The sequence below is a fragment of the Streptomyces sp. NPDC046915 genome (genome assembly GCF_040644935.1).
Classification (GTDB): domain Bacteria; phylum Actinomycetota; class Actinomycetes; order Streptomycetales; family Streptomycetaceae; genus Streptomyces.
Window position 1 is genome coordinate 38,222 of the sequence record NZ_JBEYXB010000016.1, and the last position, 13,728, is coordinate 51,949.

Sequence of the window (13,728 nt, forward strand, 5' to 3'; positions counted from 1 at the left end):
CATCAACACGGTGTTGCTGGATGCCTGCGCCGAGAAGCGCGACATCCTGGAGGGCAGGCACGCCAACCAGCACATCCCGCAGTTCACCGGGTACTTGCGGCTGTTCGATGCAACGGGCGAGGAGGAGTACGCCGACGCCGCCCGCAATTTCTGGGGCATGGTCGCAGGCCCCCGGACGTACAGCCTGGGCGGTACGGGTCAGGGCGAGATGTTCCGCGCCCGGGGTGCCATCGCGGCCACCCTGGGCGACAACAACGCCGAGACCTGCGCGACGTACAACATGCTCAAGCTGAGCCGGCAGTTGTTCTTCCACCGGCAAGACCCCGTTTACATGGACTACTACGAGCGGCGCCTGACCAACCACATCCTCGCTTCCCGCCGGGACGCCCCCAGCACGGACAGCCCGGAGGTCACCTACTTCGTCGGGATGGGCCCAGGGGCGCAGCGCGAGTACGACAACACCGGCACCTGCTGCGGCGGCACCGGCATGGAGAACCACACCAAGTACCAGGACTCGGTCTACTTCTGTTCCGCCGACGGCAACACCCTGTACGTCAACCTCTATCTCGCCTCGACGCTGCGATGGCCGGAGCGGGGCTTCGTCGTCGAGCAGACCAGCACGTACCCGGCCGGAGGCGTACGCACCCTGACGATCCGTGAAGGCAGCGGCAGCCTCGACGTCAGACTCCGCGTTCCGTCCTGGGCCACAGGAGGGTTCACCGTCACGGTCAACGGGGTCCGGCAACGTGCCGAGGCGGTGCCCGGCAGCTACCTCACCCTGAGCAGAAACTGGAGGCGTGGCGACCGGATCCGGATCTCCACTCCCTACCGCCTCCGCATCGAAAGGGCCCTGGACGACCCCACCGTCCAGTCGGTGTTCTACGGGCCGGTCCTGCTGGTCGCGGGGAGCCAGGAACGGCAATTCCGCGTGTTGTCCTTCTACAAGGACTTCACACTCCGGGGCGATCTCGCCGACTCGATCCGACCCGAGGGCCGCCCCATGCACTTCACCACGCACGGTCTGACCCTCGCACCGTTCCACGTGGCGGACGACACCCGCTACCACGCCTACTTCAAGCGCTCAGAACCCGTCGTCGTGTTCGGCACGACCGGCTCGGGCGTGCCCAACCGCGTCCGCGGTGACGGTCTGACCTTCCTCGACGTGCTCTGGGAGCAGGCTCCCTTTGCCACCTCCGGCCGCTTCGCGCGGGCGGTACGCGCCCTCGCGGACGGATGGCTGTCCGAGGGACTGTTCACGCGCACCGAGCGGGATCGTGTCGTCGCGGCCGCGGGCCGCGCGGACCTGAGGCACTGAGGCTGGCGGTACGGCGGGATCCGACCACAGGCAGACCAAGAGTCGTAAGCGCCACCGACTTCTCGATGGCGGCCCGGGTGAACAGGAACGACCCGGCGTCATGGAGGCGCTGACCAGGGAGCCTTTGGTGACCCTCGAGACGCCGACGAGGAGCGGCAGTCGAGGGCAACGCGGGTGACGTCGATCAAGTTGGCGTTTGGGCGGTCGCCTTGAAGATGCCGAAGCAGGGCGGTAACACCTGCCTGACGCACCCGCTGACCAGCACATGGATGATGGCTGTGAACAACGTTTCCGCGTTCGCCGCCGTACACCTGGTCAATGTCCGCCTTGCCACGCAGGACGCGGTCAAAAATGGTCGAGATCCAGGTAATCAATGTCGTTGATTTCCACGTCCGACAGTTCCATGGTGCGACCACCGACGTCCTGGATATAGAAGTCCCTTGAGTCTTTCGGCGATGACTCCGAGCATCTCGGCATCTCTTGGTCGCTGGCTCCGGGGTCGCGGGCGCCGTTCGTGCAGACGGGCGCGGTGTAGCTGAACCGGGCCCTGCCTCCGCCGTGATCCGGCCGCCGACGAAGCGCAGGATGTCGTTGCGCACGGCGAGAGAGATGTGACTGCTTCTTGTGAGTCGTGTGTCGATGTAGTGGCGTTGTGCCTGTTTGTTGTGAACCGTGTGCTGGTGTGGTGGCGCGTTGATGCGGTCGGTGGCCTAAAACCACTCCCCAACTTGGGAAAATGATCCCCTCATGGGGTGATTTTTCGCATTTCATCTGATTACTCGGAATAGATGCATACCTGGAGTGAGCGTGTACATGCACATGGCGAGGACGATGATCTTCTCTGGTCAGTGTCGGCAGCTCCCCATTGCTGCCGGCAACGCCTGCGGAAACGCGTGGGGCCGTTACAGCATCCACCTCGACCAGCGGTCGTATCTCGGTACGGCTACCCCCGAGCGGGGCGGGCGGCAGCCACCTCCCATGGTCCCGGGGCACGCCCGCCGACGGCGTTGCTGCCGTCGTTCGTCACGGAACGGCAGGACGTGATGATGATTCAGTCCGAAGCGGGTGGCACCTGGTGATATTCACCCGTGCGTCGCGAGGAGACAGGGGACGCCGTGACGCAGCGGATGCCGCGGTGCAGCCATCGCAAACCGCAGCGCCTCCTCCGACTGCCCCGGCGCCGGGTCCGCTGCCGGACCTTGTGCCGCTGACCGCGGAGGAAATCGCGTTGATGCGTGCGAGCGTGACCGCGGTCGGCCCGTCCGCCGCGGACATGACGGTGTATTTCTACGCCATTCTGTTCATGCGCCACCCCGAGGTACGCGGGCTCTTCCCAGACAACCTGGACGTCCAGCGCGACCGGTTGCTGCGCGGGCTGCTGCGGATCGTCGACCTCGTCGACGACCCGGAGAACCTGATCCGGTTCTGCGGCCGGCTCGGTCGCGATCACCGTAAGTTCGGGGCGCTGGACGGCCACTACCCCGCGGTGGGCGAGTGCCTGCTCGCAGCCCTGGCCCGCTACGCGGGTCCGGCGTGGAGCCCGGAGGCGGCGGCCGCATGGATGCACGGATACGGCGTCGTCGCGCAGGTGATGACGCACGCCGCGGGGGAGGACGCCCGCACGGCGCCCGCGGTGTGGGAGGCGGAGATCGTCCACCATGTGTACCGCGGCCACGGCATCGCGGAGATCACGGTGCGGCCCGATGGGCCCTACCCGTACACGGCAGGCCAGTACGCGAGTGTGGAGACGCCCTGGCAGCCCAAGGCGTGGCGCTACTACTCGCCCGCGCACGCGCCACGACGGGACAACACCGTGACCTTCCACGTGCGCGCGGTCGCCCGGGGCCAGGTCAGCCAGGGCCTGGTCTACAGAGCCAAGCCCGGGGACGTGGTGCGGCTCGGACCCACTCAGGGCGACATGACGCTCGACCCGCGCAGCGACCGGGATCTGGTGTGCGTGGCGGGCGGGACCGGCATAGCCCCTATCAGGGCCCTGGTCGAGGAGGCGGCCCGCACCGGTATCGAGCGCTACGTCGACGTCTTCGTCGGCGCGCGGACCGCCGAGGAGCTCTATGGCCTGGACGACATGCTCAGGATGTCCCAGCGACACCACTGGCTCTCGGTGCGGGCAGCGGTGTCGCACGAGCGCATCGCGGGGCTGGAGGGCACCCTGCCGCGGGTGCTGAACGAGTTCGGGCCGTGGGACTGGCACGAGGCGTTCCTTTCCGGGCCGGTGGACATGGTCACGCAGGCCAGTGCCACCCTTGCCCAGCAGGGCATCCCGGAGAAGCGGATCCATTTCGACCCCTTCGACGTGCCCGCCCTCGAGGCCGCGCTGCTGCCCCCGCAGTTGCGGGAATCGCCCGAGGACTGAGCGTCCGGCCCGAACCTCACGCCTCGGCCCCAGCCCAGCTACCCGCTCACCGCACCCGCCCGCCGGGCCCGTGTGAGCACCAGACACCGAGCAGGAGAGACTCCGCGATGCAGCTCCCCCCTTCCTCCGCCTCAGCATGGCGCCGCCTGTCGACGCAGGGGGCCGTCCTGGAGGCCGCTGAGGTGTTCATCCGCCAGTACGCCGCCGAGAACCCGGACGACGGCGATCCACGCCGGCGGCTCGCGGAGGTCACCGCAGAGGTGGAGCGCTTTGGCACATACGAACACACCCCGGCGGAGCTGGCGTTCGGCGCGCGGGTGGCTTGGCGCAACGCGGCGCGCTGCATAGGCCGGCTCTACTGGAACAACCTGATCGTGCGGGACCTGCGGTACGTCACACATCCCGATGACATCGCCAGCGAGTGCTTCGAACATCTGCGAATCGCCACCAACGGAGGCCGTATCCGGCCTGTCGTCAGCGTCTTCGCCCCCGATCGCCCTGGCCGTCCAGCCGCCTCGCTGCTGGGCGAGCAGTTGGTGCGCTACGCGGACGACCCACGCAGCGCCCACAGAGTAGCGCTGGCCAGGGACTTGGGCTGGAAGGGCGGCGAAACCCCCTTCGAGGTGCTGCCGTTGCTGGTGCAGCCCGGTCCTGGCCTGGCCCCGGAGTTGTACGAGGTGCCCGAGGACGCCGTGCTGGAGGTGCCGTTGACGCATCCGCGCCATCCCGGCTTCGCCGACCTCGGCCTGCGCTGGTACGCGGTGCCGGCCGTCAGCGACATGCTGCTGGAGATCGGTGGGGTCACCTACCCGGCCGCGCCCTTCAACGGCTGGTACATGGGCACCGAGATCGGCTCGCGCAACCTCGCCGACACCGACCGCTATGATCTGCTGCCCACCGTCGCCGAGCTGTTCGGCCTCGACACTCGCAACGAGCGCACCCTGTGGCGGGACCGCGCTCTGGTCGAGCTGAACCTGGCGGTCCTGCACTCCTACGAGCAGGCGGGGGTGACCATGGCCGACCACCATACGGAGTCGCGGCGGTTCCTCGCGCACGTTGACCGCGAGGGGCGGCACGGGCGCCCGGTGCCGACGGACTGGAGCTGGATCGTCCCGCCCCTGTCCGGAGGGACGACCGCGGTGTTCCACCGCTATTACGACCCCGAGGACCCCGACCTGCGGCCGGCCTTCGTGCACCGGACCGCAGCGTGGCCGCACCGAGACCACGCGTGGCGGGACTGCCCAACGCACTCGGCCCAGTAGCGGTGTTTGAGGCTGTCTGGAGAGGCCAGGACCTGGTCATACCTGGTCTGTCCCAACGCGATGACGCCCGCCCGAAAGTCCAGGAAAGCGTCATCGGAACAACCTCCGCCGATCAGGTACGCAGCCGCCCATACATCCCATCGATACAGCGCCGATCCCACCTGCTCGAATGTCCGCTCATACGCAACGATCTCCTGCCGCGAGCGTGCTGCCAGCAGGTCGGCGAGCGCGTCGGCAAACGGCCGGTCCGTCCTGGTTTCCGCACGCGCGGCATCAATGAGCTACCAGAAGCAGTTGAGTGGCATGGCCCGGGAGACCCCATCGGTCGTCATGCTGTCACTGTGGCAGAGACATCTGACACTCATCCCCGCGCTGCCCGAGAGCGGATGCCACGGCCAAGGTGCAGCAGCCTCGTCAGCGTCAGCCCTACGTGGTGATGCTTCCTTCCACGGACACCGCCGGGTTGTCGCCGATCAGGAACTGGCCGCGATCCCACGCCGCAGGCCTGGCCTTCAGCCAGTACTGGTGCACGCTCCAAGGGGCGGCGGGGCGGCGGGGCGGCGGGGCGGCGGGGCGGCGGGGCGGCGGGGCGCGGGGTCGTCGTCGGGTGACTCATAGGTCTGTGCCCGTGGACGGGTTACCGGGCGGTCAGGGAGAGGAGGGTGTTGCGTACTTCTTCTGCGCGTGGGGAGTCCAGGGCGGTGTAGAGGGACAGCGCTTGGTGGAGGTGGTCCACGGCCAGAGCGTGTTCCCCTCTGTTCTGCTGGATGTGGGCTATGCCGGTGTGGGCGCGGGCCTGTTCTTCCTGTTCTGTGATTTCACGGGCTACTTCCAGCGCCGATGTGTGGGCTTGGAGGGCTTGGGTGTGTTGTCCTGTGCCGTGCAGGGCCTCGCCCAGGCCGTTGAGGGCGCCCGCTTCTCCGTAGCGTTCTCCGGTCCGCCGGAAGTTGGCCAGGGCCTGATGCTGGTGCTCGGCGGCCTCTTCGTACCGGCCCTGACGGCACAGCGCGTTGCCCAGGTTGGACAACGCGTGCGCCTCTCCGCCGGTGTGTCCGAGCCGGCGGAAGAGCGCGAGCGCCCGCTCGAAGTGTCCGGCCGCGGCGGAGTGCTCGCCCAGCCGCGCCAGTACGATCCCCAGGTTCCCTAGGGCGCTGGCCTCCCCGAACGTATGGCCCGTTTGCCGGTACAGTGCCAGCGCCTGCCGGTACCGCTCGGTCGACGCCTGGTAGTCCTCCAGCAACTCCTGCACGATGCCGAGGTTGTTCAGCACATCGGCCTCACCGTGGGCGTCACCGACCACGCGAAACAGTTCGACCGCCCTCTCGTGGTGCTCGGCGGCCTCCCGGTACCGGCCCTGCAACTCGTGCAGCACGCCCACATTGGTGAGATGACGTGCCTCCCCGGCCCGATACCCGACCTGACGGCACAGCGACAGCGCATCCGCGTGGTGCTGGTGGGCACTCTCGTAGTCCCCGAGCCGCCGGTGGACCGCGCCGACACAGGCGAGGACATCGACCTCACCACGGGTGTCTCCCACCGTACGGGCCGCCCGTATGGCGTGCGTGTGAACGGTCAGCGCGTCGGCGAAATGCCCCGAGCGCTCGTAGTGGCGGTGGAGCGTGGTGGCGATCCGCACGGTGTGCCGGGACGGCCCGGGCTCCTCGGTCCTGGAGCACAGCGCCACCAGTGTGGGCTGCGCGGTGCGCAGCCACGCGCGGCACTCGTCGGCCGTACGCAGCGGCGGCAGACCGGTGCCGGACACCTCGACGGCGGGACGCAGATGCCGTTCGGCGGGATACAGCACGTCCATGGCCACCGCCGACGCCGCCAGGCAGTGGTCCAGCAGACGGGTTACGGCGGCGTCGCGCTCCACCGCCTCGTCATGCCGGTTCGCGAGCTCCGCGGCGTAGACGCGCAGCAGGTCGTGCATGCCGTGGCGGCCGGGACCGCTCCGGTGCACCAGGTGCGCACGGGCCAGGACGTCCAGGTACCGCCGCGTCCGCTCCACGGTCTCGTCGGCCAGGGCGGCGGCCGAGTGCACGTCCGCATCGGGCCCCGGGTGCAGGCCCAGCAGCCTGAACAGGCGTGCCTCATGCTCGGGGAGGCGGTCGTAGGACCAAGAGAAGACGGCCCGAACGGCAGCCCGAGGATCTCCGTCGCCGGAGTCCAGCAGATCAAGACGCCGCCGGTGATCCCGCAGTTCCTCCACGAGGTGGGCCAGGGGTTCCAGGGGACGTGACAGCACCAGTTCGGCCGCCACCCGCAGCGCCAAGGGCAGCCGGCCGCACTGCTCGGCCAGGGTGGTGGCGGCCGCGTGGTCCGTGTCGACGCGCGGTCCGATCAGGGTGCGCAGCAGGGCGAGCGCCTCGTGCGGGGAAAGGACGTCGACGACCACGCGCCGCGCCCCGTGCACCGACACCAGGGACGACAGCGAGTCCCGGCTCGTGATCAGTACCTTGCACGTCGGGCTCCCGGGCAACAGCGGGCGCACCTGCGCCGCGGAGGCGGCATTGTCGAGGAGGACGAGCAGACGCCGTCCGTCGACCGCGGTGCGGTAGCGCGCGGCACGGTCGTTGAGCCGCAGTGGTATCTCCGGGCCGGGCACGCCCAGGGCGGTGAGGAACCCGGCGAGGGCCTGAGCGGCGGAGACCGGCTCGTCCGGATCGTAGCCTCGCAGATCGACGTAGAGCTGTCCGTCGGGGAAGGCCTCACGCACCTGGTGCGCCCAGCGCACGGCCAGCGCGGTCTTGCCGACGCCCGCGGTGCCGAAGACGGCGGAGACGACCACCGCCGCCCCACGCTCCGCACCGTCCGGGCCGTCCGCGGCGACCAGGCACCGCGTGAGCTCGGCCAGCTGATCCTCTCGCCCGCTGAAGGGGCGTACGTCCATGGGGAGTTGAGCGGGAACCGGGACTGGGGCCGGGGCGGGCGTACGGACAGCGACCGCGTCGGACCCCGCACCCGTCGACTCCTCCCGTCCGGTGCCCCGCAGCATCTCCTCGTACAGCGCCTGTAGTTCGGCACCCGGAGCCACGCCCAGCTCAGCGTGGAGCTGTCGACGGATCCCGGTGTACGTGTGCACTGCCTCGGCCGTTCGCCCAGCGGCGGCCAGGCTCCGCATCACCGCCACGGCGAGCGGCTCGCACAGCGGGTGCTCCGTCAGCAAGGGCTGCAGGACGGTGGGCACTTCCTTGGGCCTTCCCTGCCGCACCAGGATGCGGGCCCAAGCGAGCGCCGCTTCGACACGCTCCTGCGTCCAGGCGATCCGCGTACGCTCCGCCCACGCCCCCGGCAGCCCCGCCAGCGGCACACCGCACCACAGCCGCAGTGCCTCCTCCAGGAGGTGCGCGCGGCGTGTGTCGGACAGGTGCGGCTCGTGCCCTTGCACGACGAGCGAGCGGAAGCGGAGCAGGTCGACGGCGTGCTCGTCCGCCTCCAGGACATATCCACCGGAAGCCCTGCCGATGTGGAGCGATGGCGGGAGAACCTCCGCCTCGCCGCCGCCTGACGCCGATGCCGCGCCGTTGAGGAGCCGCCGCAGACGGCTGATGTGCGAGTAGAGGACCGACCGAGCACCATCGGGCGCGGCGGTGTCCCAGACACGGTCCACCAACGTGGTCACAGGGACCGGCCGACCGGTGTCGGCTGCCAGCGCCGCGAGGACCGCTCGACGACGCGGCTGCCCCAGGTCGACCACGCACCCCGCGACGCGCAGTTCCAAAGGGCCGAGTAGGTGCAGGTTCATCGTGCCTCACCCGGAACAGGCGGTGGAACGACCGGCCGGCTGCGGGGCTCTTCGTCCGCCGAGCAGGAGCCGGGGTTCCAACGGCCCTCCGTCATTCGCTCTGGGGCCGTCGCGGAACGGCCGTCACAAGGTTTTCGCAAGGTTCACCATAGATCCTCGCCTCACGGGCCGTCAGGTGGATCGCGGCAGACGCCGCGTGCCGGAGAGAACCCCGACGGTGGCTCGCGCGGAGCTCCCGGAGAGCGGCGTTGCCACCTGCCCTGCCGGTAGCCGCGCGAGGCGTGGCCGCGCCGACGCAACGAGAGAATGGAACTGCATGCGCAAGATGATGTCCCGAGCGAACCGGACGGCCGTCGCCGTCGTCGCCACTGCCTTCATGGCGTCCGGAGCGGTCGTCGCGGGGGCGACGACCGCCTCCGCGGACGGGTGCGTAGGTCCTCTGTGCGGCGCGGTGAAGAACAGGACCGGCGGCACGATGCACTACACGACGAGTCTCGGCGAGGGCCCGCACTTCTGCGACGTGTGGAACTGGGGTGGCGGCACCGGGAGCGAGTTCAAGCACGCCAAGTGCAAACAGGATTCGTTCGGCAACGGCACGCGGGGCGGTAACGGCACCGGCGTGGACGTCGACGCCTTCACGTTCGCCTCCCGCGGGTACCACGAGCGGTTCTCGCGGGTCGGTACCTGGCACTGGCGGCAGAAGGGTGTCTGGACGAAAATCCGCAGCGGAGAGATCGCCGACTGCGGCATCGGCGACAAGAACGAGGTCTGGTGCACCGTGCTCGTGCAGGCCTGAGGCAGCCCCGGAAGGCGGCGGCACACCCGTGCCGCCGCCTTCCGGCGTGACCACGTGCCATCGCCGGGCTGTGCATCTTCGTCCGTGCCGGCCGAGGATCGGGACAAGCTGGGCCGTGTTGCGTGTAGGCCGGGTCGGCCGCGCTGCGTCGCGCTCAGTGCGCCGGCAACATCCCTTTCAGGTCAACGGGCGGCGGCGCCTCGGCCGGCGCCGACGCGGTCGGCGGCGGTCCGAAGACGTGCGTGTGCGTCGCGACCTCACCGCCGCCGGGTCACGCACGGCTCGCCGGCGCGCGCCTCAACGGCGATTGGTGCGCGACAGCACGCGATCAATCTCAGTAACTCCTCTGCCACCGCGGCATTGTCGTCCTCCGGGGCGCGTAACTCAGTCGTACTGGGCGACACTCAGCAGTTGGGGTTCGACGAGATGCGGATTCCGTCCACGAAGCGCTGCGGTTCGTCGTTGACGAAGGACTTGTGGCTGTTGTTCTCGACGCAGTACACCTTGCCGTCGGTCATGTGCAGGTAGACCACGTCGTCGTTGCGCGTGTTGCGGACGAAATCGCTCCCCTTGGACCCGGTCAGCCACTGCCAGCCACTCGTGACCTCCCGGAACCTGCCACTGATGGTGGCGTTGGGATAGTCGGCGGGGTCCCTCTGGTAGAAGCACACATATGGGTAGGGGCAGGTCTCCTCTGCGGACGCAGAGGGCGCCAGCACGACCGTGCCCGCGGCCATCAGAAGTGCTCCACCCAGCGCTACGGTGACCTTGCTCCGAAGGCCCATCGCCTGCTCCTCCGTATGCGCGTACGAGAACGACAAGTCGGCCATGACACCACATGATCGCGCTGCTGGCCAAGTACCGTGTCCACGCAACTTGCCAGCATCCTAAGTAATTTGACGTTACGTCACCGGTAATAGGACGCAGGACGACGCGGCATCCGGTCCTGCCATCCGCTCCCGAACGCCCGCCCCACTGGCGGAAGCAAGGGCGTCGCTGCGACTGTCCGCTTCCGTACTGCCCCGCGTACACGTCATGAGAAAGGGTCGTCCAGGAGCGCAATCGGAAGATTCCCCTCTTCGACGTCCGTCCGCGGAATGCGGATGCCGAGGCAGTCGCTCACGGCCTGCCACACCACGGCGGGCACACCGCCGTGGTGCTCATCGACGAAACTCACCCAGTCCGGCCTGCGCTCGAACTCGGGTGGCCCGGGATCCACCGCGCCGAACGCCCGCAGGGCCGCGTCCAGGGCCGCCATCCTCCCGGTCGTGTCCACTTGCCGGCTGCTCAAGGGGCTGTCCCCGAACTCGGTGAACCACACGGCGCCGTCGCCGCCCGGAGCGTAGGCGAACCGGCAGGGCTGAACCGCGATGTTCGGATCGAGGCACACCATCTCCTCTCCGGAAAGCGGCTTCACGACGGGATCGTCGTAGAACCAGCGCTCGTACCACGTGGACGAACCCGATCCCTCGAGGACATAACTCCATTCGCCCGACGTCCCATACATACAGGGCCGCAGTGACGCCGTGTCCGCGGTGAAGCCGAAATCCCGGTACCGGACAGGAGCGGCCAGTTCGTCCTCCCGCGCCCTCAGCCGCCTGAGGAGTTCAGCCACGGGGAGCCCGCGCACCGCTGTCAGCGATACGCCGCCGCGCATCCCCGGGCCGCTCATGGGCGGCTCGTAGCAGTGCTCTCCGAGCCATCGCAGACTGTCGCTCATCCTGGACCTCCGGGGCACGAACGATACTCGCCGCCGCGACGGCCTTGGCCAGCCCCACAGGCCTGCTCGAACCTTCTGAGGGTGCCAGGGCGTAATGCCGTGCATGGGCCCGATCAACGAGACGCACGTGAGCGAGCCGGGCCTGATGGTCGTTGATGTCGCGGCCGCCGACGACGTCAACACACTTGCCTTCGGTTGTGGGCTGAGCAGCCAAAGGGGCAGATTCGCCGATTCCGTGGAGACTCATGGCAGCGCTACTGGGAGAGGGGCCAGGCGACGATGCAGGCGTCAGAGGTCCCGCGTGCGGTGGCCGCGGCCATGCGGACCGCTTCATCACTTGACCTGACAGTCGACGACGCGATCGTTCTTCATGACTCGAACAAGCTCACTCTGCGTCTGCTGCCTTGTGGTGTCGTGGCCCAGGTGGCGCCTGTAGCGCATCAGGTCGCACAGTTCGAAGTCGAGCTTGCTCAGCGGCTCGCCGAATCAGAGTGCCCGGTGGCTGCTCTCGAACCTCGAGTGGAGCCACGCGCCTACGAGCGTGACGGCTTCGCGGTCACGCTATGGACCTACTACGAACCCGACCCACCTCGAACTCGTCGCGAACCGCGACCACACTCCGGCGCTCGCCGACGCGGACCGGGAACTGCTCGGCGACACGTTACGAAGCCTGAGGCGAGTGATCAGCGAGCGCGGCACCGAGCAGCTGCTGCACGGCGAGCCGCACCCGGGCAATCTGCTCACCACGAAGAACGGGCTGCTGTTCATGGACCTTGAGACGTGTTGCCGCGGGCCTGTCGAATTCGACCTCGCCCATGCACCCGAAGAAGTCAGCAAGCACTATCCGGGTGTCGATCAAGACTTGGTGCGCGAGTGCCGGATCCTCGTGCTGGCGGTGATCACAACGTGGCGGTGGGACCGAGGCGACCGACTCCCCAACGGGCGCCAGCTGGGAAGAGAGTGGCTCAGCCAGATCCGAGCAGTACTCGATCGCAACGGCCTGGATGGCCGTGGCTGATCGTGGACCTTCGAGGTCGTAGCGGGCCGGCTGTCGATATCGGGAGAGCACGCCCTCCATCCCGACTGACGTCCACGCCGGCCACTCGCGGACGGTGTGCGGGTCGGTGGTCGACGGGCACAGCACCCACGGGGCGGACAACCGACGGGCGGTGAGCACGGAGTCGAGTGCGGCCTGCGTCGCCGATTCGGCTAGCTGGTCGTGTCGGTCCCGGACAGCCACAGCAGATCGAACGCGACGAAGTGGGTCGGCCACGCGCCGCCTCCCGTACCGCCCCGGCGTGATGCTGCCCTGCCCGCACGACGACGAATGCACCGTCGCGCTCACATTGACGGCTTCGGGCCAGACGTTCCGGGATGAATCGACGGTCGGGCTCGACCCTGTGTTTGCGCTGGAGGCTATGCCCTCTTGCGCCGCAGATCATGGCCGGCGCTGATGGCCACGGCGGCCAGGAGGCCGAGTGCCAGGGTCTCGGTGAGGGAGCCCAGGTGGGGGCCGGTGTGGACGGCGATGAGGTTCTGGCTTGCCGCGAGGGCCAGTCCTGTTCCGATGTGCAGCAGGGCCGCGGAGAGCCGGCGTGTGGACGGCAGGGGTGCCGTTCGGGCGATGTGGGCGACGAGGGTGCACAGGCGGAGTGCGACGAATCCGAGAGTGAGCCAGTAGTAGGCGACCGCGGCGGTGTCGGCGAACCCGGTGAGGTGGTCGGCCATGCCGCTCCATGCCGTCAGGCACAGGGTCACGACCGCAGCGGTCGGAGCTGCCAGGGTGCGGACCGCTGCGACGGCCAGGTGGCGGCGTGTTTGGCCGCGCAGCGGTGGGAGTGGCATGGCGAGGGCGATGCCGAGCAGGAGAGGGGCGAGCCAGACGCTGGTGGCGGGGTGGCGGATGTCGGCCGTGAACGCGGTGGAGGGTTCGGCTGAGCGCAGCAGCAGCGCGGCGGTCGCAGTGAGCGTGAACAGGACGACGGTCAGGACGCGGCGGGTCTGGCCGGTGACCGTTTCGGGCCAGTCGCCGGGGTGGAGCCAGAGTCGTGCGGCCCCTGCCAGGGTGTCGGGCCAGGAGCGGATGCCCGATACGGAGACCTCGTGGCTGATGTCCTCGCCCCAGCGTTCGCGAACGGCTGGCGGGTAGAGGCGGGTCAGGAGCGTGGCCGCGTTCATGCCGGGGTGATCCCGAGAGCGCGCAGGCCGGCGGCGGAGATACGGGCCATCTGCTGGAGTTCGGCGCGCAGTTGGTTGCGGCCCGCATCAGTGATCTGCATGGTGCGGTGGCGTTCCTGGGTCTCGGCGGCCTCGTCCGCGGGCTGGACCAGCTCGCGTGCCTCCAGCCGGGACAGTGCTCCGTAGAGGCTGCCGGGGCCGAGTTTGCGGCCGGCGAGTTCTTCGATCGCGGTGTTGATGGCGTATCCGTGCAGCGGACCGTCCGCGAGGACGGTGAGCACGAGCATCTGGGCGTCGTTGCTGTGCATGGGCCTCCTTGCCTCAGCTTCACATGGTAC

The 13,728-nt window shown here is 68.8% G+C and carries 11 protein-coding genes and 2 pseudogenes; 6 read left to right on the forward strand and 7 right to left on the reverse strand.

Annotated elements, in window-relative coordinates; translation table 11 throughout:
* The first annotated feature begins 10 nt into the window (after window positions 1-10).
* On the forward strand, window positions 11-1,315 hold the full coding sequence (locus ABZ915_RS33760) for a beta-L-arabinofuranosidase domain-containing protein (protein WP_361811129.1): 1,305 nt from the start codon (window positions 11-13) through the stop codon (window positions 1,313-1,315).
* A gap of 199 nt (window positions 1,316-1,514) precedes the next feature.
* Here ABZ915_RS33760 and ABZ915_RS33765 read toward each other — a convergent pair.
* A pseudogene (locus ABZ915_RS33765) lies at window positions 1,515-1,607 on the reverse strand (IS5/IS1182 family transposase); the annotation flags it as partial.
* A 939-nt stretch (window positions 1,608-2,546) separates the two neighbouring features.
* Here ABZ915_RS33765 and ABZ915_RS33770 point away from each other — a divergent pair.
* Together ABZ915_RS33770 and ABZ915_RS33775 are read left to right on the forward strand one after the other, a co-directional pair.
* A complete protein-coding gene (locus ABZ915_RS33770; RefSeq protein WP_361811131.1) occupies window positions 2,547-3,689 on the forward strand; it encodes a globin domain-containing protein in 1,143 nt (380 codons plus the stop codon).
* A 107-nt stretch (window positions 3,690-3,796) separates the two neighbouring features.
* Complete coding sequence (locus ABZ915_RS33775) at window positions 3,797-4,951, forward strand: nitric oxide synthase oxygenase (RefSeq protein ID WP_361811133.1); 1,155 nt, start codon at window positions 3,797-3,799, stop codon at window positions 4,949-4,951.
* Here the strand turns inward: ABZ915_RS33775 and ABZ915_RS33780 are convergent.
* Both ABZ915_RS33780 and ABZ915_RS33785 read right to left on the reverse strand, forming a co-directional pair.
* Complete coding sequence (locus ABZ915_RS33780) at window positions 4,843-5,229, reverse strand: DUF4240 domain-containing protein (RefSeq protein WP_361811546.1); 387 nt, start codon at window positions 5,227-5,229, stop codon at window positions 4,843-4,845. The genes ABZ915_RS33775 and ABZ915_RS33780 overlap by 109 nt on opposite strands.
* Window positions 5,230-5,588: 359 nt before the next feature.
* Window positions 5,589-8,696: a tetratricopeptide repeat protein gene (locus tag ABZ915_RS33785; RefSeq protein WP_361811135.1), complete on the reverse strand. Its 3,108-nt coding sequence runs from the start codon at window positions 8,694-8,696 to the stop codon at window positions 5,589-5,591.
* Window positions 8,697-9,012: 316 nt separating this feature from the next.
* Here ABZ915_RS33785 and ABZ915_RS33790 point away from each other — a divergent pair, with 316 nt between their 5' ends.
* Window positions 9,013-9,492 carry a hypothetical protein gene (locus tag ABZ915_RS33790; RefSeq protein WP_361811137.1) on the forward strand — a complete coding sequence of 160 codons (480 nt, stop codon included), beginning with the start codon at window positions 9,013-9,015 and terminating at the stop codon, window positions 9,490-9,492.
* 404 nt (window positions 9,493-9,896) lie between these two features.
* Here ABZ915_RS33790 and ABZ915_RS33795 read toward each other — a convergent pair whose 3' ends face one another.
* Together ABZ915_RS33795 and ABZ915_RS33800 are read right to left on the reverse strand one after the other, a co-directional pair.
* The gene (locus tag ABZ915_RS33795) at window positions 9,897-10,322 is read right to left on the reverse strand and encodes a hypothetical protein (protein ID WP_361811139.1); all 426 of its coding nucleotides are present in this window, start codon (window positions 10,320-10,322) and stop codon (window positions 9,897-9,899) included.
* A gap of 203 nt (window positions 10,323-10,525) precedes the next feature.
* The gene (locus tag ABZ915_RS33800) at window positions 10,526-11,212 is read right to left on the reverse strand and encodes a hypothetical protein (protein WP_361811141.1); all 687 of its coding nucleotides are present in this window, start codon (window positions 11,210-11,212) and stop codon (window positions 10,526-10,528) included.
* A 103-nt stretch (window positions 11,213-11,315) separates the two neighbouring features.
* On the opposite strand from ABZ915_RS33800, the gene ABZ915_RS33805 reads away from it, so the two are divergent.
* Together ABZ915_RS33805 and ABZ915_RS33810 are read left to right on the forward strand one after the other, a co-directional pair.
* Window positions 11,316-11,558, forward strand: coding sequence for a DUF6207 family protein (locus ABZ915_RS33805; RefSeq protein WP_361811143.1), 243 nt, complete (start codon window positions 11,316-11,318; stop codon window positions 11,556-11,558).
* Window positions 11,492-12,230: pseudogene (locus ABZ915_RS33810) on the forward strand (phosphotransferase). The gene ABZ915_RS33805 and the pseudogene ABZ915_RS33810 overlap by 67 nt, the downstream one beginning before the upstream one ends.
* A 398-nt stretch (window positions 12,231-12,628) precedes the next feature.
* Here ABZ915_RS33810 and ABZ915_RS33815 read toward each other — a convergent pair.
* A complete protein-coding gene (locus tag ABZ915_RS33815) occupies window positions 12,629-13,390 on the reverse strand; it encodes a hypothetical protein (RefSeq protein ID WP_361811145.1) in 762 nt (253 codons plus the stop codon).
* Window positions 13,387-13,698, reverse strand: a complete 312-nt coding sequence (locus tag ABZ915_RS33820; RefSeq protein ID WP_361811147.1) for a helix-turn-helix transcriptional regulator — start codon at window positions 13,696-13,698, stop codon at window positions 13,387-13,389. Before ABZ915_RS33820 ends, ABZ915_RS33815 begins: the two co-directional genes overlap by 4 nt.
* Between the last annotated feature and the right edge of the window lie 30 nt (window positions 13,699-13,728).

What these genes read in the sequence shown, in the direction of transcription:
- ABZ915_RS33770 (WP_361811131.1), top strand. Translation starts at nt 2,547, where the DNA reads ATGCGTGCGAGCGTGACCGCGGTCGGCCCGTCCGCCGCGGACATGACG.
- ABZ915_RS33775 (WP_361811133.1), top strand. Translation starts at nt 3,797, where the DNA reads ATGCAGCTCCCCCCTTCCTCCGCCTCAGCATGGCGCCGCCTGTCGACG.
- ABZ915_RS33785 (WP_361811135.1), bottom strand. Translation starts at nt 8,696, where the DNA reads ATGAACCTGCACCTACTCGGCCCTTTGGAACTGCGCGTCGCGGGGTGC.
- ABZ915_RS33790 (WP_361811137.1), top strand. Translation starts at nt 9,013, where the DNA reads ATGCGCAAGATGATGTCCCGAGCGAACCGGACGGCCGTCGCCGTCGTC.
- ABZ915_RS33795 (WP_361811139.1), bottom strand. Translation starts at nt 10,322, where the DNA reads ATGGCCGACTTGTCGTTCTCGTACGCGCATACGGAGGAGCAGGCGATG.
- ABZ915_RS33800 (WP_361811141.1), bottom strand. Translation starts at nt 11,212, where the DNA reads ATGAGCGACAGTCTGCGATGGCTCGGAGAGCACTGCTACGAGCCGCCC.
- ABZ915_RS33805 (WP_361811143.1), top strand. Translation starts at nt 11,316, where the DNA reads ATGGGCCCGATCAACGAGACGCACGTGAGCGAGCCGGGCCTGATGGTC.
- ABZ915_RS33815 (WP_361811145.1), bottom strand. Translation starts at nt 13,390, where the DNA reads ATGAACGCGGCCACGCTCCTGACCCGCCTCTACCCGCCAGCCGTTCGC.
- ABZ915_RS33820 (WP_361811147.1), bottom strand. Translation starts at nt 13,698, where the DNA reads ATGCACAGCAACGACGCCCAGATGCTCGTGCTCACCGTCCTCGCGGAC.